We start from the raw sequence: 21,896 nt of genomic DNA, 5'->3' as shown, positions 1-21,896 counted from the left end.
CAGGATGGGCGAGTAGAACAGATACATTTTGTAGGGATTGGCGGAGCAGGAATGTGTGGAATAGCCGAAGTTCTACATAATGAAGGCTATAGAATAACCGGGTCGGATGTCAGTGAAAACAAAACGGTAATACGCCTTCGCTCTTTAGGTATTCAGGTACATATAGGGCATCGAGAGGAAAATATTACCGGTGCGGATGTGGTTGTTCGCTCTACCGCAATTGACTCTGCAAATCCAGAAATAACTGCGGCACAAAAACAAAGGATCCCTGTCATTCCCAGGGCAATGATGCTAGCAGAATTAATGCGCTTTCGGCATGGTATTGCCATTGCTGGTACCCACGGTAAAACGACTACTACTAGCTTGGTTAGCAGCTTATTGGCAGAAGGTGGTTTAGACCCCAGTTTTGTTATTGGCGGCAAACTAAATAGTTGTGGCAGTAACGCACAATTAGGCCACTCACCCTATTTTGTCGCAGAAGCAGATGAGAGCGATGCCTCGTTTCTTTTCTTAAAACCAATGATGGCGGTTGTTACCAATATTGATGCCGATCATATGGATACATATGGCGACGATTTTGAAAAATTAAGCAATACGTTCACGGAATTTCTACATCATTTACCTTTTTATGGGGTAGCTGTTGTTTGTATTGAAGATGAGGAAATTCGCAATATTCTTCCTAAGATACAAAGACCTACTTTAACTTATGGTTTTAAAAACGATGCGCAATATCAAGCTATCGAGTGGACGCAAGAGGGCTTGCTTAGTAAGTTTAGGGTGAAAAGACCAGCCCCTCATGCCTCTTTAGATATAGAGCTTAGCTGGCCAGGACGCCATAATGTTTTAAATTCCTTAGCGGCTATTGCAATTGCTACGGAGCTAGGCGTAGACGACCAGTCAATCACGCGCGGGCTAGCTAATTTCCAAGGCGTAGGTCGGCGTTTTCAAATTTTAGGAGAACGGCAGTTTGCCCAAGGTGTGGCATTAGTGGTTGATGACTATGGCCACCACCCGCAGGAAATTCGTACTACTGTAGATGCATTTCGTCGTGTTTGGCCAGACAAGCGACTTATTCATGTATTTCAGCCGCATCGTTATACCCGAACCCGCTCGCTTTTTGAGGACTTCATTCAATGCCTTTCTTTATCGGATGAATTATTGTTACTTGATATTTATGCGGCAGGCGAAACCCCTATCCCGGGAGTCACTAGTGAAAGGTTAGCGAAAGAAATTGCAAAACACTTTCCAAAAGTAAATTTAGTGAATGAGCAATCGTTAGAACAAACGCTCGATCGTATTGTGGGTGAGGGTGATGTTATTTTAATGCAGGGCGCAGGAAGCGTCGGGCAATTGGCGGTCAACTTAGTACAAAAATTAAGAGAAATAGCATAGTAACGTTGGAGAGGCCTTCAGCATAAGATTACTTTTTATTAAATGATTTATTTCGGTTGAAGCAAATGTTTCTTGTGCTAGAATGGCGCGTTTTTGTGCACGCAAATAATTTTTTTACTTTTAGATGGGTTTCAGGCTAATGCTTCCGCTAAGGAAAATTTAATTAGCATGTTTTAAAGAAAAGGTTCACGAACAAAAGAGAGCATTCATTTGTGAATTACATGACGGAGGAAAAAGAATGCCAAAGCTCATAAACTTGATATTATTATACGGTGGAAAGTCCGGTGAGCATGAGGTTTCTTTAGTTTCAGCAGCGTCCGTTTTAAATTATCTTGATCCCAATCGGTACAATATTATTCCAATAGGGATAGACAAAGAAGGCTGCTATTTCCTCAATAAATATGAGGAGCTATCGACGTATAAAGATGCTTTACCCGTTAGTACGGCTCATTCTATTCCCCTGGAATCCATAGTTAAAAATGGTCGTTTAGCTGTAGAGGCAGATGTTGTTTTCCCCGTAGTGCATGGTCCTTTATATGAAGATGGCTGTTTACAAGGAATATTAGAGTTCGCCAATGTAGCCTATGTAGGGTGCGATGTAGTGCCTTCTGCAATCGGTATGGACAAAGATATTGCCCGACGTTTGGTTTCTCTCGCCGGGATAAAGTCAGCCCGTTATTATCGTCTTTCTTGGCACGAGACCCCTTCTGATGTTGAAAAATTTTGCCAAAAAGTGGCAAAAGAGTTTGGGTTTCCTTTATTTGTAAAGCCATGTTCCATGGGATCCAGTGTTGGTATTCACAAAGCAAAAAATATGGCTGATCTCTTAAATGCCGTAGTAGATGCCAAAAAATATGATGAAGAGATATTGGTGGAAGAGGCTATTCAAGGGCGGGAAATTGAATTGTCTGTTTTAGAAAATCCTTCACCGGCATTGCAGCCAAAAGTTAGCCTTCCTGGGGAGATATGTGTAAATCATCCCGATGGTTTTTATTCATACACAGCCAAATATTTAGAAAGTGAGCAGACCGATTTATTAGTCCCGGCTAAATTAGATGATGAAATGGTAATTCGTTTGCAGCAAGCTTCTGCAGAAATTTTTAAACAATTAAAATGTAAAGGGATGGCACGTGTGGATTTTTTTGTTAATGAAGAAAACCGTGAAATTTATTTTAATGAAATAAATACTATTCCCGGCTTCACACCTATAAGTATGTATCCCAAGCTATGGCAAATCAGTGGCATTGAATACAAGCAATTATTAGATAACTTAATTGATATTGCCTTGATACATCATCATTGTCGCCAACAATTGGTTACCCATTACAAATAAGTTTGGAAAGAGCAGTACTCTCTATGAGTAAGTAGGAATAATGGATGAGTAAGGACGGACAAAAACGTTATGCAGGATTACTAACGTTACTGATTGCGGTTGCCTTTATATTGGCGGCGCGACTGATTTATATTTTTTTATCAGATGCGCAGCGATTTCCTATTAATACTATAAAAGTTGCTGCTAACTATCACCACATTAGTCGAAAACAATTAGAGGAAATTTTATCAAATTATACGAGTTCCAGTTTTTTTACTATTTCCACTAGCCAATTAAAGAAAGATTTAAATACTTTAGATTGGACTGAAAGTGTGGACGTAGAAAGGATATGGCCGGATGCAATAAAAATTACAGTTGTGGAAAAAGTGCCTGTTGCAGTATGGAATGATGCATTAATGACAGCAGAAGGTGGTTTATTTAGCCAGGGAAAAACGAATCAAAGCTATAATCTACCAAGGCTCAATGGACCCGAACAACAACAAAAAGATGTCTTACAAATTTATCAAAAATTGAGTAAGCTATTAGCAATTTATGGGTTGCAAGCAGCCTCTTTAGAGTTAAGAGAAAATCAAGCTTGGGAGCTCATACTTTCGAATGGCATACAAATACATTTGGGTAAACGCGATTTAGAAGAGCGTTTACAAAGGTTTTGCAAAGCCTACCCCCTAGTGTTTGCTGACAAACCAGAGCAACTAGGAGGAGTTGATTTGCGCTATGCCCGCGGTATGGCGGTGCAATGGAAACAACAAACGGGAAGATAATGGCTAAAAAATCGGAAAAAAATATCATTACAGGTTTGGACATTGGTACTTCAAAAGTAGTAGCCCTGGTTGGTGAAATTTCTCCTGGAGGAACCATAGAAATTATTGGAATTGGGCGTCATCCTTCCCGTGGTTTAAAACGCGGAGTGGTAGTGGATATTGAAGCTACTGTAAACTCCATTCAACGAGCCGTACAAGAAGCTGAATTAATGGCTGGATGTGAAGTGCGCAATGTGTTTACCGGAATTGCTGGAAGTCATATTAGAAGTTTAAACTCCCATGGCATTGTTGCTATTCGAGACAAAGAAGTTACCCAGGCAGACATAGAACGCGTCATTGATGCTGCGAAAGCTGTCGTTATCCCGGCTGATCAAAAAATTCTCCACATTCTTCCTCAAGAATTTATTATTGATAATCAAGGAAGCATTCGTGAACCCGTAGGTATGGCGGGGGTACGTTTGGAGTCGCGTGTCCATATTGTTACCGGTGCCGTTAGTGCTGCGCAAAATATTGCCAAGTGTGTAAGAAAATGTGGGTTGGAGGTAAATGATATAATTCTAGAGCAATTAGCTTCGAGCCATGCTGTCTTGACCGATGATGAAAAAGAACTCGGAGTATGCTTAGTAGATATTGGTGGAGGCACGACCGATATAGCTATTTTTTATGAAGGGTCCATCCAACACACGGCAGTTATTCCAATTGCGGGTGATCAGGTGACAAATGATATAGCAGTTGCTTTACGTACTCCCACCAAAGCTGCAGAAATAATAAAACTGAATTATGGTAGTGCTATGTCCGAACTGGCTAACTCTAATCAAATGATAGAGGTACAAAGTGTAAATGAACGCCCAGGACGTAAAATCTCTGCAAAAGCGCTTTCTGATGTAGTATCTGCACGTTATGAAGAATTGTTTACACTTGTAAGAAATGAACTAAGACGTAGTGGTTTTGAAGAACTCATTGCTGCCGGGATTGTGCTAACAGGTGGTGCATCTAAAGTAAACGGTGCCTTGGAGTTAGCAGAAATGTGTTTCGAAATGCCAGTCAGGCAGGGCTGTGCACAACAAATTTCAGGTCTTGCCGAAGCCTCAACCAATCCCTCTTTAGCGACTGGTGTGGGCCTGTTATTACATGGGTTTCAACAGCAATATGAAGGCGGTTATAATAGCCCGGTATTAAGTGATACGGCGGGCAGTATGTGGACACGCATGAAAAAGTGGTTTCAAGGGAATTTTTAATTGTAGAAAGAGGATAGGGAGCTCAGTATAGGATTCTAGGGATAAGTAGGGATTGACCTTCGTTTTCTCCTAGGTTTAAAAATAATAAACTTGAAGCTTGATTATAAAGATTTCAGGTGCAACTGACCATGAGAGGTAAGCAATGTTTGAATTAATCGAAAGCCAACAAGATAGTGCCGTTATTAAAGTAATTGGTGTGGGCGGTGGCGGCGGTAATGCAGTTGAGCATATGGTTTTGGAAAACATTGAAGGTGTGGAATTTATTTGCGCCAATACCGATGCACAAGCTCTAAAAAATTCCAATGCAAAAATTCATATTCAACTGGGTGAGCAACTTACCAAAGGATTAGGGGCTGGAGCCAATCCTAATGTAGGGAAAGAAGCGGCTGAAGAAGATAGGGAGCGAATTAAAGAAATTCTTCAAGGCTCTGATATGGTCTTTATTACCGCTGGTATGGGTGGTGGCACAGGTACCGGAGCCGCACCTGTGGTTGCAGAAATTGCTAAAGAATTAAATATCCTCACAGTTGCTGTGGTTACCAAGCCTTTTTCTTTTGAGGGAAAGCAACGCGCTCTGGCTGCTGAAGAAGGAATTCGTCGTTTGGCAGAACATGTGGATTCCTTAATAACAATTCCAAACAACAAGCTTTTAAGTGTTTTAGGAAAAAATATTAGTTTATTAAATGCCTTTAAAGCAGCAAACAATGTTTTATTAGGTGCCGTTAAAGGTATTTCTGATCTGATTACTCGCCCTGGATTAATCAACGTAGATTTTGCAGACGTTCGCACCGTCATGTCAGAAATGGGGATGGCTATGATGGGAACTGGAAGTGCTAAAGGCGAACAAAGAGCCCGTCAAGCTGCCGAAGCTGCCATTGCCTCTCCCTTGCTAGAAGATGTTAATTTCTCTGGTGCAAAAGGCATTTTAGTAAATATTACTGCTGGCTTAGATATGTCTATTGGTGAATTTGAAGAAGTTGGCGATGTGGTCAAAGAATTTATTTCCGATGATGCTACTGTAGTTGTGGGGACGGTTATTGATCCTGACATGACAGAAGAAATGCGAGTCACTGTGATTGTAACCGGGTTAGGTGATGCCCGACAACGTCAAGGGCATCCTCAAAATACCCAGGGAAAAGCACGTTTTGTCGAAACCCGCCGTGGTGATGGCTCTTTGGACTATGAACAATTAGATAGGCCTGCGGTAATAAGAAAGCAAGCCGCTGCAGCGGTAAGTGCTAATGCTGTTCCTATTGCTCCCTCTAAACAGGGTGAAGCTATCCCAGATGTAGATTACTTGGATATACCTGCTTTCTTGCGGCGGCAAGAAGAAGCATAAAAAAGCGGCGATAGCCGCTTTTTTATTGCAAAAGAATTAAAAAATTAGACTAATCAATAAATTGCTGCTAAGATTTCGAGGGTTTTGCGCCAAAAAAAAAGGAAATAGGTAAGGTGAATACTGAATGATAAAACAACGAACTCCTAAGAAAGTTATTCAAGCAACGGGCGTTGGCTTGCATTCTGGTGATAAAGTACTACTTACCCTTAGACCGGCACCAATTAATACAGGTGTGATTTTTAGGCGTACCGATCTTTCTCCTGCTGTGGAAATTCCTGCAACTTATGAAAATGTTTGCGATACCATGCTATGTACTTCCCTACGGCACCAAGGAGTAAAAGTAGCTACAGTTGAACATTTATTATCTGCTTTTGCAGGTCTTGGTATTGATAATGCATATGTAGATATCAATGGCCCTGAATTGCCCATTATGGATGGAAGTGCCGCTCCTTTCGTTTTTTTGATTCAATCCGCGGGAATTCGTGAACAAAGTGCTGCAAAACGTTTTATACGTATTTTAAAGCCCATAAAAGTTGAACAAAATGGGAAATACGCCCAGTTTCTCCCTTATGATGGTTACAAAATATCGTTTACGATTGATTTTGATCATCCGGTATTTAATGATAAACCGCAAACCGCTGTTTTTGATTTCTCTACAATTTCTTACGTAAAAGAAGTTTGCCGGGCTCGTACTTTTGGCTTCCTATCTGATTACGAAAAATTACGCGAAAACGATTTAGCGAAAGGCGGAAGTTTAGATAATGCCATTGTAGTAGATAATTATCGTGTATTAAATGACGATGGTTTACGTTTTGAAGACGAATTTGTCAAACATAAAGTATTAGATGCTATTGGTGACCTTTACTTATTAAGTTCAGGCTTAATTGGTGCTTTTGAAGGATACCGCTCAGGGCACGAATTAAATAACCTCTTGCTTAGAAAACTGATGGCTACTCAAGATGCCTGGGAATATACTTATTTTGATGCGGAAGATTATCAGCCTTCTTTACAGCAAGTTTTAATACCTGCAGAGGCTTAAACCAAAGTATACCAGATAATCACGGGTATATTTCGCTGCACTTAACAGCACATAATCAGCAAAGATATTAACTGCCAGCCAAGTTCTCTAAAGCTTTCTTCAACGGAGCATACTCACATTCTTTTGCGGCATCTAACAAGAGCTCTTTAGTTTTATTTGTAAGAGCAGGAGTGGACTTTCTCTTTTCTGTTTTCTCTTGTAGTTCTGGAGCAATAATTAATTTAATCGCCCGTAAATGCTGAAACCCGTTGATTTTGCGCAGTTGATCGCGTATATCAGGGAGAAGAAAACGCAATTGGGAAGCCCAAACAGCATCATTCGTTTGTAAAATTAAGGATCCTTGATTAAAGCTGCCAACCCGTACATATTGATGAAAAGGGGAAGGAAGTAGTTGAAAGATCTCTTTTTGGACAATTTCAACATTATGAGCTTGTTTGCAGATTTCTAATAACTTTTCATTGAAACAACTACTTATTTGTAACATGATATCTGCAAAATTTAATTTATGGGTTTAGGGATGAACGAAAGTAACATCGTATACCAAGCAAGGCTTCATTGGATACTCTTTTTTTGGCCTTTATTATTACTTTGCGCAACTGCTTACATTGGTCTTACCTATGAATTATTTTATCAACCTTCTATTATAATGGCTATTGCTGCATTAATTTGGCTATTTGTAGTTTGGTTAAGCTATGAATCTTCCTATTTAACTATCAAAAAGAAACAAGTGATATTACGAACGGGTATCCTGGTGCAACAAACAATAGACATCCCTCTCAATAAAATAGAGAGTATTGATATACGTCAATCAATTATAGGTAGTGTCCTTCAATACGGCTCATTGATCATCACCGGAACAGGAGGAACCCGTCAGATTATAAATTATTTAAATAAACCTTTAACTTGCCGGAGATATATAGAGCAAGTAATGCATGCATGAAAAATTATTCAAATGCTATGGATTCAAATTCTTGTGCAGTCAGCGGCTTACTTAAATAAAACCCCTGTCCTTGCAGACAATTTCTTGCTAATAAGTAATCTAATTGTTCTTCGGTTTCTATCCCTTCGGCCATAATACTCATGCCTAATTCGTTCGCTAGTTTGATAATGGTGTCGATAACCACCACTTTATCAGTACTATTTTTTATTTCTGCAATAAAAAGTTTGTCAATTTTTAATGTTTTAATGGGTAAAGATTTTAAATGATTGAGTGAAGAATAACCCATGCCAAAGTCATCAATCGTAATGGTTGCTCCTAAGCTATTAATTTCTTGTAATTCTTCAAAGATACCTGAGTCATTTTTTACCAATAAACTTTCAGGAATATCCAGATTCAGATTAGATGCAGGAAACATGGTGCGCTCTAATATTTCATTGACACTCTGTACAAAATCTTTATTTTCAAATTGATGTGAAGAGATATTAATAGTGAAGGATAAGTGAGACTTATAACGTTCAGACCATCGCTTTGCTTGCTCGCATGTTTTTAATAGTACCCAGTTGCCTAAAGAAATAATGAATCCCGTATTCTCTGCTACAGGGATAAATTCGTTCGGTAAAATATTGCCTAGCGCTTTGTTATACCAACGCAGTAATACTTCTGCCCCTATAATTTCCTTGGTAAGAAGATTGTATTGTGGTTGGAAACAAAGAGATAACTCATTATTTTCAATTGCTCCTTTTAAATAAAACTCTATTTCAGTCTCTCTATGCTTCGAATGGCTCAGTTTTTCGCTGTAAAATCGATAAGTGTTTTTACCTGATTTTTTAGCGCTATACATTGCTATGTCAGCATTTTTTAAAATTTTCTCACTCTTATCCCCATCTTTGGGGAAAAGAGAAATTCCTATACTAACAGTAACCGTTAAGATTGTTCCGTGTATGTGATAGGGGATGTTTAAACCTTTAATTATCCTTTCAGCCAGGCGTTTTGCCTCTATTTCAGTCTTTAACCGAGGAGAAATTAACGTAAACTCGTCACCCCCAATCCGCGATAAAATATCTCCGCGGCGCACTAAAGAGCTTAATTGCATTGTGAATTGTTTTAAGAACAGGTCTCCTTCTATGTGGCCCAAGGTATCATTGATCGATTTAAAATTATCGAGGTCGATGACAAAAAGAGCGAAGGTACTGTTACGACGATTATTATGTTCAATGGTTTTTTCCAATAAAGTACCAAATTCTCTACGATTATAAAGATTCGTTAAAGCGTCATGAGCGGCAATATATTTTAAACGCTGTTCGCTAAGCCTTAGCTTTTCTTGCGCGATCAAAATCGCGTTGTAAGAAAATACATAATTAATAATTAAACACGCAAAGGGTATAAAATAAAAAATAATTTTTAAAAAATAAGCGATATTAAAGGCACTATCATAGGGAGAGCTGGATAAAACCATAAGATAAATACCTATTACTATTTGAGTGACCCCCATATAAAAAATACAGTTTGTCAAAATATAGGGATACTGTTTATATATACGCGGGTAAAGGAATATGATTAAGAATAAATATAATAATAGATAAACCAACTCGTAGGGCCTTGAAAGTATGGCCCCTTCAATCGACATTTGCGGAAGTTTAATAAGAGTTGCGGCATAATAAATGAGAGAAAAAGCAGAAATTAGTATAAATACCCCTATTAATATAAAGGTATTCACGCGCACTTTTTTGGTATTTTTATAATAGAGAATTAACGCTAATCCAATAATAAAGATGAGAGCACTGACACTATTGGAAAGTGTCCAAATAACGGCATCCAGATTGGTTTTGTCAATAAAATAAGGTGATAAACCATCAATAACTAAAGTGTGTAAAGCCTCAACAGCCCCTGAAAAGAGAACTCCCATCCCAATGACTAATGCAATTTTATCATTCGTTAGCCGATACTGAGTAAAGGAAAGCAATACGGTTATTGCCGCGAGTGAGAACGCTGACCATTGTAATAACGTTTGGCGAAAATATCCCCGAATTTGTGCTTCAATAAGATAGCTGCTTAATTTACTATCATATCCTAGGCTTTTTGCCATTGTCCCGAAGTCAAAACCAAAATAATTTAAAGCAATAATAGGGGAGCCTAATACGAGAATAATTACAAAAACAAAAACGGGGGGTATGCGCTTTAATGTTTTTTCATCCAAGATTAACGTATTGTCGATATCGTTCATTCTGATACTCGTCCAGAGCTCCTTTAAAAGTATAGACTGCTCACCGGCTTTTTTTTATTTTCATAAGGACTTAATATCAACTTAACGGTATCGCTAAATAAAATACTATCTGCTACTCTTTTTATACCAAACAAGGTAACCCGGTATTGTGGGTTATAAGTATTGGGATAACGCTTTCAGGATGAGATATGAGCTACAAAGATTACTACAAGATAATGGGTGTAAATCGCGATGCTTCTGAAAAAGACATTAAAATGGCCTACAGGCGTTTGGCGCGAAAATATCATCCAGATATTAGTAAAGAACCTAATGCTGAAGAGAAATTCAAAGAGTTAGGTGAAGCTTATGAGGTGTTGAAAGACCCTGAAAAGCGTAAAACTTATGATGCTTACGGTGAAGATTGGAATGTTCACCAGCGCGGACAATATTCTTCTGGACAAAATCCTTGGCAAACAGAAGAAGGCGTTAACTATCAATTTGATCCCGACTTTTTTGAGTCCCTCTTTGGAGGGGGTTTTCGTAAACAGCAACGCGCAGGAGCTGATTATAATAGTAATATATCTATTAGTTTGGAAGAAGCTTATAAAGGTACGGTTAAAGATATGCTTTTACCTGGTTCTCCTGGAAAAGAACCACAAACATTAAGAGTAAAAATTCCTGCGGGAGTAAAGCCTGGTCAACAAATACGTTTGGCTGGAAAAGGGGCCTCGGGTTTCAATGGTGGAAAAGCGGGGGATTTGTATCTCACGGTTCAATTAGAAAAACATCCTTTATTTGAACTTATTGGTAATGATATTTATCTCACTTTACCTGTCACTCCCTGGGAGGCTGCATTAGGAGCTACGATTACCGTTCCTACTTTGGGCGGTAAAGTAGATTTAAAAATCCCGCCCGGTTCTCAAGGTGGGCAGATATTACGTTTAAAGAAAAAAGGATTTAGCGGGGGGCAAGAAGGGGATCAATTAGTGACCTTAAAAATTGTTATTCCTCAACCTGCAACCGAAAGCGCAAAAGAGCTTTATAAAAAAATGGCACAAGAAATGCCGTTTAATCCACGCGAAAAACTAAGGGTCTAATATGGCAAAAACAATTATTACTGGCATGTTAATTGAGGATGAAACCTATTCTTATGTGGAGGTTTGCGAAAAATATAATCTTACCGACGATATGCTCATTGACATGGTAGAATATGGATTGTTTGTTCCTACTAAAAAAAATTTAAAGCAAGAAATATTTTCTTCCTCTACCATTGCAAGAATTCAATCCGCCCTTAGACTTCAAGAAGATCTTGATATCAATTTACCAGGCGTGGTTCTGGCTCTTGAGTTAATTGATGAATTAGAACGGATAAAACAAGAATTACAATTATTGAGGCGTCAATTCGAGGGATAATGCAGCTTCTTCTGATTTTGACTTATTTCTTCCATTAAATAAGGAATAAAACCCCAGACAACCAGCACTTAATGCTAAACCAAATAGTAAGCTAATCTTAAAAAGAGCGATGCATAAACATACTAAAGCAAGTCCTCCTATTATTTTCCCCAAGCGAATCCCAACATCCAGAATCACGTTAGCCGAACCCCGGTATGAAGGGCTATCATGGTCAGAACATGAAATAATAGGTAGTTGAATAGGTTTTGTTAGTTGTGCCGCTAAGTCTTGATAATATTGTTTGGCATCCTCAGGGAATGTAGGGAGTTCGGTTGGGTTTACCAGATGTGGTTGTAAAATATTTTCTCCAAGAGCACGAAGATAAGCTTGTAAAAAATTGTCTTTAGGCAAATCAGAATTAAAATTTAATAGGAACTGGCGGGTTATTGCTGTAATAGAGGGGCCCAATATTTTTAAGGCTAAATTATTGTTTACCAAGTTTATCGCAAATGCGTATTTATTAATTTGTAAAGCGCTTAAAATAATCTCATTATATTCTTCCCGGGGAAAGTGACCTGTAATTGCTTTAGCAGATGTTCGCACGTGCTTTTTTAATAATTGGAATCCATATTCGTTAATGCGAGCGTCATTTCCTAATAAAAGCTCTATCGCAGATAATTGCGTTGAGGGAGCCTTCGCGTAATCTTCACTGTCTTCCTGATTTTCAACTCGCTCCCAATGACCACCTTGATGAGCACCTTCTATTCCCCCCTTATGAAAAAGTGTAATTTCCGCATATGCATTATCTGTGGCCATTGTTATTTTTTGCCGATCTCTTACATAACTTAAACTTATTCCCAGAGGATTGCAGACATACCAATATAGTTCAAAAGGAGAAGCACTATAGTATCTGCCAGAGCCACGATTGATTTCTGTATGGAGCGCAATATATTCTTCTATGTTTTCGGAAAGGTATGGAGTATCTGGGTTTTCGGCAATATATTTTTTCATAAACAGCCGCAAAACAGGCCCGAAAATAATTTGAACCTCATGAGGATTGTAGCGCTGCAATATTTTTCTAAAGAAATCCCATTCAAAGTGAGACGGATCAAATTCATAAAATTCTGCAAAACAATTTTTTAAGTGGTTATAACCTGCTTTGAAGCCATTGTCATACTCTGGACTTTCTGCAATTTGATAAATTTGCTCTATTATTTCAGGAGTAGTCGAATGTAAGATGCAGTTATTAAGTACTGCAGAAATTTTGGGGAATGCCATGTACGTTCCTAGTATTTGCGTTGAAATTATATAGATTGTTTGAAGTGTAGGCAATATGGTTAACGGGTATAAAAGTATAGAATGATTGGTACAAACCTGGTTGCTGGCAACCAGGTTTACGCATACTTATTACGGGCTTTAACGAAACAATTTGAAAGAAAAAAGCCCCGCTCTTTCAAACCCTCTTAAACTACCTCTTTAATGGTCCAAACTCTGCCTTTAGGATTGGCCTTAACCCATAAGAGTTGGTTCCGGGATCCAGAAGGGGGAGTACGGTCTTCAAGTGCTATAGCGAAAGGGGTTTTCTTTCTCAGGTTTTGTAGTGCGGACAGAACTCTATTAGCATCACTATTATTGTCATTTAATACTAAGTAATCACCTCGGTATAAAATTGTAACAGGCTGGCCTCGTAAAGCGGCTTTAATAGAGGTTTCTATATTTCGCCATTTTGCTCTATGACTACGTTGTAGTTGTATTTGTGTGGGCTTTTGATGAATGGATAAAATCCCGTGAGGATTTTCTCCCCCATAAATAGCGTTTTGTGGTTTTTGTTTTAAGAAAAATGCACAAAGTGCGTCTACTAGATAGCGGTATTTTCCAGCGGCATTAGGATTGGTTTTGGGAGTACGGTTTATAAAAATAGCAAACGCTAGAGTATGCGCATTTGCAGTATATAAGTAACCTGATAACCCTATGATTCCTGTCATTGTACCGGTTTTTGCACGTACTAGGCCTTTTTGTGAGGGCAGCTTCAAACGACGTTGCAAGGTTCCATCAATTCCTGCGATAGGTAAAGCGGCGATATACTCATACGAAAGGGGGAATTTTTGATGTAAAAATTTTAATAATCCTACGGTTTGTTCAGGGGTTAATAAGTCTTGGCGTGAAAGGCCCGAGCCGTCCGTCAACACAGCGTTTTGTAAATTTACCCCGGTTTGTTGTTGTAAAAAAGTCTTCACAACTTTTTGCGCATCTTGCCAATTTAATGGCGTGCCATGTATTTTGGCTGCAGCATGTAAAAATAAACTATCGGCGTATAAATTATCTGAAGGCTTTAAAGTATCGGCCATTAATTCAGTAATAGGTTTTGAATTATGCGTAGCTATTAATAATTCATTTCCCGTACCATTTCCTAAAATGACTTGTCCATTAAGCGATATGCCTAACTCTGTAAGTTGCGTTCTAACTACTTCTTGTGCGTAACGCAGTGGATTTAAAATAGCGATTCGTTGTTGAACGGACCATTGACCTACGCCTACACAGCCACTAACTGTTAAAACATTATCCTGGTTCATATTTAGGCCAACACCACAGCCTTTCCCAGTGGCATTGGTTTTTGCCTGATTATTTATAGTTATTCCACTCGGGCTGCTTAGCTCAACTAAAGCGGGCAGGCCTGGCTTATCGGCCGGGTTTGCAGTAACCGTTAGTCTGTTCTCATCTAGTACAAGGGGAGCCAATGGTGCGCCGTAGCTATATTTTAAATCTTTTGTTACCCATCCTGGTGCATAGGCATCGACCGCACGATTATTACTCACAATAACTACATTTCCATGAATATTTCGAACCCCCCACTCAGACAATTCGCGCAATAAGTCTTTTACTTCATCCTGAGTTAAAGAAGGATCGCCTGGTAAGTGAATGAATACAGAACCATTCAAATTACCGTTTTCTAAAGAAACGGCATTAGTAGTTAATTTTGTCTGAAAATGATAATCCGGGCCGAGTGCCATTAATGCCGCAGCATCTGAAAAAAGTTTCATGTTGCTTGCCGGTATAAAAGAACGGTTCGAATTTCTTTGATAAAGTGTTTCTCCCGTAGTTAAGTCAACTACGGAAATACCTATATTGGTAGCAGGGTCTACTTGATTAATAATTCTGTCTGCCGCTGACTGCATAGTAGTGGCTGAGGCCGAAAAACCGAGAGTTATTAAAATAACCGGGGCTAAAATCCGTTTCATATAGGACCTTATTTGGTAGAATTGATTGATATTGTACCTTTTCATTTTTTTTTAATCATCAAATTTCTTCTGTCTGTAAACCCATGCGTTGCATAAGCCCAAGCAAGGTATCATTGTCGTAAAACTTAATTTTTAACCAGCCACCTTTTAGTTCTTTACTGATTTCCACAGGCGCATTTAACTGCATTGAAATTTGATTCTGTAAAAAAATGATATCTTGCTCTGCTTCTCCTTCCTCACGAATAGTTTTAAGAGAGCGAACTTCTTTTTCTAGCCTTCGAACGGACCACGTATGGGTTTCTATTTTTTTTGCTAAATTCTCTTGTGCTTTATTAGGAAGACCTACTAGCATCCTTGCATGGCCCAAGGACAGCTTCCCCTGTCTAATTAAGTTTTGGACGGGCGCACACAAAGAAAGCAAGCGTAAAAGATTAGCAATATGACTTCGTGATTTACCTACCAGCTGCCCGATTTCTTCTTGATGAAAGTTAAATTCGTTGATTAAACGTTGGTATCCTTCAGCTTCTTCAATGAGGTTTAAATCTTCTCGTTGTATGTTTTCTACCAGCGCTACTGTGGCGGCTTGGGTATCAGTATAAGTGCCCAAGACACAAGGAAGCTCTGTGAAGCCAACTTCCATCGCCGCACGCCAACGTCTTTCACCAGCAATTATTTCATATTGATGTGGACCAATTTGCCTTACAACCAAAGGTTCTATAAGTCCTTGCTCAGCTATTGATTGGCTTAACTCTTTTAATAATACAGGGTCAAAATGTTTTCTTGGCTGATATTTCCCTCTTTGCAAGTTTTCAATCGGAATATACCTAAACTGTGAGATCACGATTTGGCACCCTCTACTTGAGGGGGATCGTAAAACCACCACCCAAGATGAAAAAGGATATGGGAAGTGATAGCAGCAAGAATACCGTATTGCCAAAAAATATACCCAAAAACAATGCCTAACCATAAGTTGAGAATAATCAGAGAGTATGCAAAACGTCGTGTGGAAAGACAGCCTGCTGCGAAGTAGGCTGGAAGTTGGCTAAGGGTATAAAAAATACTACTTACAATAATCGAAATCCATAAGATGGCAATGGAAAGTTGTTTATTAAATAATAATACAAAGAAGAGTACGAGATTCATCAATCCCCAACGAGCTAATATTTCTTCTACCACGCCCCCATAAAGCATGGAGCCATCTAGTTTTAAAGCACCCCGAATTTTTTGCATTATATTTAAGGTGTGGCTATCTAAAAAACTGGAAACAAGCCAATAGTAGAGAATAAAAAAACCCAATAAACCAATAATCGTGCCAATAAAAACAGGGAGTAACATTTCTTGAATGGGGACAACAATGGCGCTTTTTTGCAAGAGGGCGTTTAAGATAGGATCTCCCAAGCCGGTATAATTAGCTAAAACGCTTCCCCCTAAACACATTAGGAATACCATCACTAAAGTTTGTGCAATGGCGATTCTACTAATTCGTTTTTTTAATTCGTCCGAGTTTTCTTTTAATAAGTAGTCAATAAGGCGAGGAACAGCAATATAAATTCCTGGAAGTGCAATCCCGCATAAAATGATAACTAAAGGCCAGTTTATTCCCATGCTTCTTTTTTCTTTAGTACGCTATAAAAAAAGCCATCCATATTATTTTCTCCCGGTAATATTTGCCTTCCGTGTCCTGTCGAATGGCCCCATGTCGCTTTAATTGTTAAGCTCTCTCCATTTTTATGTTCTTGTAAAAATTTTGCAACCTGATTTTCATTTTCGTCTTTTAGCAGCGAACAAGTGGCATATAAAAGAATACCGCCCGGTTTTAACAAGGGCCATACACTTTTAAGCAACTGCGATTGCACTTGAATGACATTTTTTATTTCATCGGGGGTTCGTAGTATTTTGATATCGGGGTGCCTGCGAATGACCCCGGTTGCTGAACAAGGGGCGTCTAAGAGGATGCGGTCAAATTGCATACCACTCCACCAATCATTTGGTTTCAGGGCATCACCTAAAATAACAGTTGCTTGCAAATGTAAGCGCTGTAAATTCTCTTGTACTTTAAGTAAACGTTTCGGTTCTACGTCGAGAGCCGTGCAATCCACTTGTTCTATTTCCAAAATATGGCAAGTTTTTCCTCCTGGTGCACAGCATGCATCAAGTAGTGATAAATGTGGTTTTAACTGTAGTAGAGAGGGCGCCATTTGCGCAGCTTCGTCCTGGACAGAAACTACTCCTTGCGAAAAATGCGGTAGATCCTCAACGCCGCAAGGTTTTTCTAAAATTATCCCCTCGGCAGAATATGTTGTAGGATTTGCAGCAATGTTATTTTCTTGTAAAACCCTAAGATAGTTTTCCCGGTTAGTAGCTCGCGTATTGATGCGTAATGTCATGGGAGGATGCGCGTCATTATTTTTTACAATTTGTTGCCAATGGTCAGGCCAATCTTTTTTTATTTGTTTGACAAACCACGCAGGATGGTTATGGTGAAAGTTATTATTTTTCTCCAGATTAGTAAGAATTTCATCTTGCTCGCGGCAAAATCGGCGCAATACAGCGTTTACAAGCCCCTTTGCCCAAGTTTTGTTTATATAACTCAGCAAATTAACCGTTTCTTTTACTACTGCATAGTCAGGCATTCGTAAAAAATAAAGTTGATAGAGGCCCATTAAAAGAATTATTTCTATTTCCTTGTCTTTAGGACTCTTTTTCATAAGTGAAAGAGCAATGGCCTCTAAACGGAAATAAAAACGGGTTACACCATAGCAAAGCTCTTTTACTAAAGGAGTGCATTTCTCTTGATTTAATAAATGAGATAAATGGTCTTTTTGCTGAAAGAATGTGACAAGAATTTTTAAAGCGATTAAGCGTTCATTTTTCATTATAAGGGGGCAAGGGGGCTAGAAATAGTTAAAGATTCACCCATGATATCTCCTTTTTTTAACGTATTTTTATTGGCATTTAACCAATCCTGTATAGGTAGAATTTTACCATTAGGAAATTGAATGCGTTTAATCAGAATACAATCCTGGGTGGTCGCTACTAAAATCCCGTTCTTATCGAGTTGTAATACGGTACCTGGTTGACTATCTGCAAGGCGATGCACCACTTCCGCTTCATAAATTTTCACTAATTGATCACGATAAAAAGTATAAGCAATGGGCCAAGGGTTAAAAGCGCGAATTACTTGATTAATTTCTGTCGCGGGTTTATCCCATTGAATGAGTGCATCTTCTTTTTTTATTTTAGGGGCATAGGTAGCTGATTCATGGTTCTGCGGTGTGGCTGTTTTTTTTCCCTCTGCAAGGTTATTTAATGTAAAAAGTAAAGGTTCAATAGCTAATTTTGCCAAGCGATCATGCAGATCAACGGAAGTGTCGTTTTTATTTATAGGACAAGTAACTTTCAAATAGACAGGGCCCGTATCCATACCTTTGTCCATTTCCATAATAGAGACCCCTGATTCATTATCGCCGAATAAAATGGCATGTTGGATAGGAGAAGCTCCACGCCACCGGGGCAATAAAGAAGCATGGACATTAACACATCCATAAGTTGGCAGGTTTAGCACCTTCTCTGGAAGAATGAGTCCATAAGCTATAACAACCATAACGTCAGGTTTCAGCGCTCTTAACGTTTCTATCGTTTCCGGGTCTTTAAAGTGCAAAGGCTGATAAATGGGTATTTGATGAGCTATCCCCCATTCTTTTATAGCGGAAGCCTGCAATTTACGACCTCTTCCTGCGGGTCTGTCAGGTTGGGTATAGATAGCAACAATTTGATGCGCGGAATTTCCTAAAGCATCAAGGCTAGGGATACCGAATTCTGGAGTGCCTGCAAAAACAATACGTAGAGGGTTCATTAGCGTTTTTCTTTTTGACGAATATATTTATCTTGCTTTTTTCTGGCAATAGCTCTTTTTAATGGCGATAGCAAATCGACAAAAAGCTTGCCATTTAAGTGATCTATCTCGTGTTGGAAGCATTCGCCCAAGACGCCACTTCCTTCCATTTCAAAAAATTGCCCGAATCGATCTTGTGCTCGAATGGTTACTTTGTCTGCTCGAATTACTTTATCATAAGCTCCGGGCACGGAAAGACACCCTTCCATATACTCTATTTTTCCTTCCGAATGGATAATTTCCGGATTGGCAATAACAATTTGTTCTGCCTTGTCACCGGCAATGTCAATCACAGAAAGACGCAGATTAATACCAATTTGTGGCGCAGCCAAGCCCACGCCATTAGCTTCGTACATTGTTTCAAACATGTCTTCAATTAAAATTTGCAACTCTTCATCGAACTTGGTTACAGGTGAAGATGCTTTTCTTAGCCTGGGGTCAGGCAGGTATATGATTTTACGAATTGCCATAATACTCTATTTTAAACCGATAAATGCGTGCTATTATCCCCTAACACTATACGTTAGGGCAAGATGCTAAATAATGGAGCAAGGATTGTTCGTGCGTTTATTTTTCTTAGTATTATCACTCTTTTTTGCTACAGCAAGTTTTTCCTTGTCTTTAAAGGATACAGCACCTGAGCGCTATGTAGTACAACCAGGTGATACATTATGGGAAATTGCTAGCCAATATTTATCTTGTCCTTGGGAATGGAAGACTTTATGGCGAGCAAATCCGACTATTCACAACCCTAATCGTTTATACCCCGGGGATATTATTGAATTAAAATATTACCATCAAAATCCGTTTATTAAGGTTATTTCTAACCGCACGGTGAAGTTATCACCCTTTATGAGACCAATGCCTTTGCATGACCCCATCCCTACCATCCCGTTAAGTGATATTAAACCTTTTTTTGATTCTTCCTTAATCCTGGACAAAGACAGCTTACGCAATGCGCCTTATATTGTCGGGTTTACCTTGGAACATATGTTAGGAGGCCAAGGGGATGAAGTATATGTTAAAAATTTGTGTCCACCCAAACCACCACCAGGTACTGTTTTTTCGTATGCCATTTATAGGCCGGATGGAAAATATATGGATAGGCAAACCAATTGTCCATTAGGCTTTAAAGCGAAACTTATTGGTTATGCTGAACTCGTTAGAGGGTGTGATCCTGCTACGATTGTTTTAACAGACATCGTCGAGGGAGTGGAGCTAGGTGATCGGGTTATGCCTAATAATTACCCTGAGTATAATTTTTATTTTAAGCCTAAAGTTCCACGTAGACCTATCACAGGGGAAATTGTTGAGATTCCTGGTGATTATGAGCAAGGAGCTGTGGGTTTAGTAGCAGTTGTGAATCGTGGAAAAAATGCAGGGTTAACCCCTGGTGATGTATTAGCCATCTATGAAGAAGGCAAACAGGTAGCTAATCCCCTTTGTTTTTTTAGTTGGTTCAATTGTGTCAAATTACCGGCTGAACGGGTGGGGGAGCTCATGATTTTTAGAACATTTACTAATTTTAGTTTCGGGCTCGTTATGCGTTCTATACGCTCTATAAAAATTTCGGATAAAGTCACAAATCCATGAAGAACAAGCCTTATTTAATCGCTTTAAACTCCATTAAAAAAATAGGGCCTTCTACTATTAAAAAGTTTTTAACGGCTTATCCGAATTTAGAAACTTTATTTCAAACTTCAGCCGCCAAACTAGAGGCGATTGGATTTCCTTTTGAGTTAGCTAAGGCTATTGCCCATTTCAACTGGAATGAAGTTGAAAAACAATTAAAGTGGGCGCAGCAAAAAAATCATTACTTGTTAACCTGGGAGGATGCTAATTACCCTTCTTTATTAAAAGAAATCCCTGACCCGCCACCGGTGTTGTATGCAATAGGCAATCCAGGCGCTTTCCAGGAAAAAATGATAGCTATCGTCGGAACGCGTAAACCCTCCATAGCCGGTAGTGAGAATGCTTGGGATTTTGCTTACAATTTGGCGAAAGAAAATTTTACTGTCGTAAGTGGGTTAGCTTTGGGAGTTGATGCGCAAGCTCATCTAGGCTGTCTCGCTGCTCATGGCAAGACAATTGCCGTTTTAGGGACGGGAGTGGACTATATTTATCCCTATCGTCATATAAAGTTGGCTGAAAAAATTCAGCAAGATGGTCTTTTATTGAGCGAGCTTCCCTTGCAAACAAAACCGGTTGCTGGACATTTCCCCCGTAGAAATCGTATAATAAGCGGTTTATCATTAGCCACTTTGGTTGTTGAGGCAGCAATTCGAAGCGGATCATTGATAACTGCTAACCTGGCATTGGAACAAAACCGAGAGGTTTTAGCCATACCAGGCTCTATTAATAACCCACAGGCGAGAGGCTGTCACCATTTGTTACAACAAGGCGCCAAATTAATCACTTCAGTGCAGGATATTTTGACAGAATTAGGTTTTGCCCCTACTGTTGAGACTAAATCTTCGGCTAACCTTGCCAACTATAATGAAAACCTAGTAAAGTTCATTGGTTTCGAAGTTACCACGATCAATCAAATTATTCAAAGAAGTGGTTTTAGCTTGGAAAAAGTAACATGTGAATTAGCCGAACTTGAAGTTAATGGACTAATAAAAGCGGTTCCTGGCGGCTATATGAGGTCTACAGTATGAAAGATAGTTTATTTGAGATGCTATTAAGTTTATTTGAAAAAACATTAGCACAATTAAAAGAAACGCGTGTAATGAAAGATCAGGAAACGGCGTCTCTTGAGAACGTAGATGATACTCAAGCCGACAATACGATGGTATTGACTAAAGATGATTTAACAATGAATGTTATTAAATCCGCAAGTATAGAAGCAACTCGCGTTCTCACAAATGATGAGCGTGTAAAGTTAACAAAAGCAAGTTATCAGTTTCTAATGCGTTTACATAATTTGGAAATAATTAGTGCTGATGAATTAGAAAAAATATTGAACCAGCTGCAATTTTCTGACTCCCGCTTTGTAGGACTACAAGAAACAAAATGGATAATAAGAAATACCTTAGCCGACTCCTTAGCCGCCGAGCAACTTGCTTTTCTTGATTTAGTGCTCTATCAAAAAGAAGATGGACTAACCCTGCATTAATATTAAG

20 protein-coding genes are annotated in these 21,896 nt (G+C 39.0%); 11 read left to right on the top strand and 9 right to left on the bottom strand.

All coding sequences use genetic code 11. The features are described from left to right. The first annotated feature begins 1,630 nt into the window (after positions 1 to 1,630). The 5 genes from EL206_RS03225 to lpxC all read left to right on the top strand — a co-directional run bounded on the left by EL206_RS03225 (position 1,631) and on the right by lpxC (position 7,102). Positions 1,631 to 2,725, top strand: coding sequence for a D-alanine--D-alanine ligase family protein (locus EL206_RS03225; RefSeq protein ID WP_058462102.1), 1,095 nt, complete (start codon positions 1,631 to 1,633; stop codon positions 2,723 to 2,725). A gap of 44 nt (positions 2,726 to 2,769) precedes the next feature. After that, positions 2,770 to 3,486, top strand: coding sequence for a cell division protein FtsQ/DivIB (locus EL206_RS03220; protein ID WP_058462101.1), 717 nt, complete (start codon positions 2,770 to 2,772; stop codon positions 3,484 to 3,486). Then, positions 3,486 to 4,724 (top strand): cell division protein FtsA, encoded by a 1,239-nt coding sequence (gene ftsA / locus EL206_RS03215; RefSeq protein WP_058462100.1) that lies wholly within the window; start codon positions 3,486 to 3,488, stop codon positions 4,722 to 4,724. The genes EL206_RS03220 and ftsA overlap by 1 nt, the downstream gene beginning before the upstream one ends. Before the next feature lie 142 nt (positions 4,725 to 4,866). Beyond that, positions 4,867 to 6,063 carry a cell division protein FtsZ gene (gene ftsZ, locus EL206_RS03210; RefSeq protein WP_058462099.1) on the top strand — a complete coding sequence of 399 codons (1,197 nt, stop codon included), beginning with the start codon at positions 4,867 to 4,869 and terminating at the stop codon, positions 6,061 to 6,063. Between the two features lie 124 nt (positions 6,064 to 6,187). Next, on the top strand, positions 6,188 to 7,102 hold the full coding sequence (gene lpxC / locus EL206_RS03205) for a UDP-3-O-acyl-N-acetylglucosamine deacetylase (protein WP_058462098.1): 915 nt from the start codon (positions 6,188 to 6,190) through the stop codon (positions 7,100 to 7,102). A gap of 67 nt (positions 7,103 to 7,169) precedes the next feature. On the opposite strand, the gene EL206_RS03200 is transcribed toward lpxC, so the two are convergent. Further along, entirely contained in the window at positions 7,170 to 7,586 is a 417-nt protein-coding gene (locus EL206_RS03200) for a DciA family protein (RefSeq protein ID WP_058462097.1), read from the bottom strand. Between the two features lie 33 nt (positions 7,587 to 7,619). On the opposite strand from EL206_RS03200, the gene EL206_RS03195 reads away from it, so the two are divergent. Next, a complete protein-coding gene (locus tag EL206_RS03195; protein WP_131739627.1) occupies positions 7,620 to 8,042 on the top strand; it encodes a PH domain-containing protein in 423 nt (140 codons plus the stop codon). Positions 8,043 to 8,046: 4 nt separating this feature from the next. Here the strand turns inward: EL206_RS03195 and EL206_RS03190 are convergent, their stop codons facing one another. Beyond that, positions 8,047 to 10,266, bottom strand: a complete 2,220-nt coding sequence (locus EL206_RS03190) for a bifunctional diguanylate cyclase/phosphodiesterase (RefSeq protein WP_232048497.1) — start codon at positions 10,264 to 10,266, stop codon at positions 8,047 to 8,049. Between the two features lie 188 nt (positions 10,267 to 10,454). Here EL206_RS03190 and EL206_RS03185 point away from each other — a divergent pair, with 188 nt between their 5' ends. Further along, positions 10,455 to 11,342: a DnaJ C-terminal domain-containing protein gene (locus EL206_RS03185; protein WP_058462095.1), complete on the top strand. Its 888-nt coding sequence runs from the start codon at positions 10,455 to 10,457 to the stop codon at positions 11,340 to 11,342. Between the two features lies 1 nt (position 11,343). After that, positions 11,344 to 11,658, top strand: coding sequence for a chaperone modulator CbpM (locus EL206_RS03180; protein WP_058462094.1), 315 nt, complete (start codon positions 11,344 to 11,346; stop codon positions 11,656 to 11,658). Here the strand turns inward: EL206_RS03180 and EL206_RS03175 are convergent. From EL206_RS03175 to def, 7 genes are all read right to left on the bottom strand, one after another. Further along, positions 11,632 to 12,915 (bottom strand): hypothetical protein, encoded by a 1,284-nt coding sequence (locus EL206_RS03175; protein ID WP_058462093.1) that lies wholly within the window; start codon positions 12,913 to 12,915, stop codon positions 11,632 to 11,634. The genes EL206_RS03180 and EL206_RS03175 overlap by 27 nt on opposite strands. Positions 12,916 to 13,100: 185 nt before the next feature. Further along, positions 13,101 to 14,876: a D-alanyl-D-alanine carboxypeptidase/D-alanyl-D-alanine endopeptidase gene (gene dacB, locus EL206_RS03170; RefSeq protein ID WP_058462092.1), complete on the bottom strand. Its 1,776-nt coding sequence runs from the start codon at positions 14,874 to 14,876 to the stop codon at positions 13,101 to 13,103. A gap of 58 nt (positions 14,877 to 14,934) precedes the next feature. Then, positions 14,935 to 15,717 carry a ParB/RepB/Spo0J family partition protein gene (locus tag EL206_RS03165; protein ID WP_058462091.1) on the bottom strand — a complete coding sequence of 261 codons (783 nt, stop codon included), beginning with the start codon at positions 15,715 to 15,717 and terminating at the stop codon, positions 14,935 to 14,937. Then, a complete protein-coding gene (locus EL206_RS03160) occupies positions 15,714 to 16,481 on the bottom strand; it encodes a CPBP family glutamic-type intramembrane protease (protein WP_058462090.1) in 768 nt (255 codons plus the stop codon). The genes EL206_RS03165 and EL206_RS03160 overlap by 4 nt, the downstream gene beginning before the upstream one ends. Then, the gene (rsmB, locus tag EL206_RS03155) at positions 16,472 to 17,752 is read right to left on the bottom strand and encodes a 16S rRNA (cytosine(967)-C(5))-methyltransferase RsmB (RefSeq protein ID WP_084758835.1); all 1,281 of its coding nucleotides are present in this window, start codon (positions 17,750 to 17,752) and stop codon (positions 16,472 to 16,474) included. Before rsmB ends, EL206_RS03160 begins: the two co-directional genes overlap by 10 nt. Beyond that, the gene (gene fmt, locus EL206_RS03150) at positions 17,752 to 18,732 is read right to left on the bottom strand and encodes a methionyl-tRNA formyltransferase (RefSeq protein WP_058462088.1); all 981 of its coding nucleotides are present in this window, start codon (positions 18,730 to 18,732) and stop codon (positions 17,752 to 17,754) included. Before fmt ends, rsmB begins: the two co-directional genes overlap by 1 nt. Beyond that, complete coding sequence (def, locus tag EL206_RS03145; protein ID WP_058462087.1) at positions 18,732 to 19,241, bottom strand: peptide deformylase; 510 nt, start codon at positions 19,239 to 19,241, stop codon at positions 18,732 to 18,734. Before def ends, fmt begins: the two co-directional genes overlap by 1 nt. 91 nt (positions 19,242 to 19,332) lie before the next feature. On the opposite strand from def, the gene EL206_RS03140 reads away from it, so the two are divergent. From EL206_RS03140 to EL206_RS03130, 3 genes are read left to right on the top strand one after another with little or no spacing between them, the layout of a single operon-like run. Continuing rightward, positions 19,333 to 20,364 carry a LysM peptidoglycan-binding domain-containing protein gene (locus tag EL206_RS03140; RefSeq protein ID WP_232048496.1) on the top strand — a complete coding sequence of 344 codons (1,032 nt, stop codon included), beginning with the start codon at positions 19,333 to 19,335 and terminating at the stop codon, positions 20,362 to 20,364. Beyond that, positions 20,361 to 21,431: a DNA-processing protein DprA gene (gene dprA, locus EL206_RS03135; RefSeq protein WP_058462085.1), complete on the top strand. Its 1,071-nt coding sequence runs from the start codon at positions 20,361 to 20,363 to the stop codon at positions 21,429 to 21,431. The genes EL206_RS03140 and dprA overlap by 4 nt, the downstream gene beginning before the upstream one ends. Beyond that, entirely contained in the window at positions 21,428 to 21,889 is a 462-nt protein-coding gene (locus EL206_RS03130; protein WP_058462084.1) for a DUF494 family protein, read from the top strand. The genes dprA and EL206_RS03130 overlap by 4 nt, the downstream gene beginning before the upstream one ends. Positions 21,890 to 21,896 lie beyond the last annotated feature (7 nt).

The organism is Legionella adelaidensis (assembly GCF_900637865.1).
Classification (GTDB): Bacteria; Pseudomonadota; Gammaproteobacteria; order Legionellales; family Legionellaceae; genus Legionella_A; species Legionella_A adelaidensis.
Note: the sequence above shows the minus strand (reverse complement) of the source record. Positions and strands in the feature narration are given on the sequence as shown.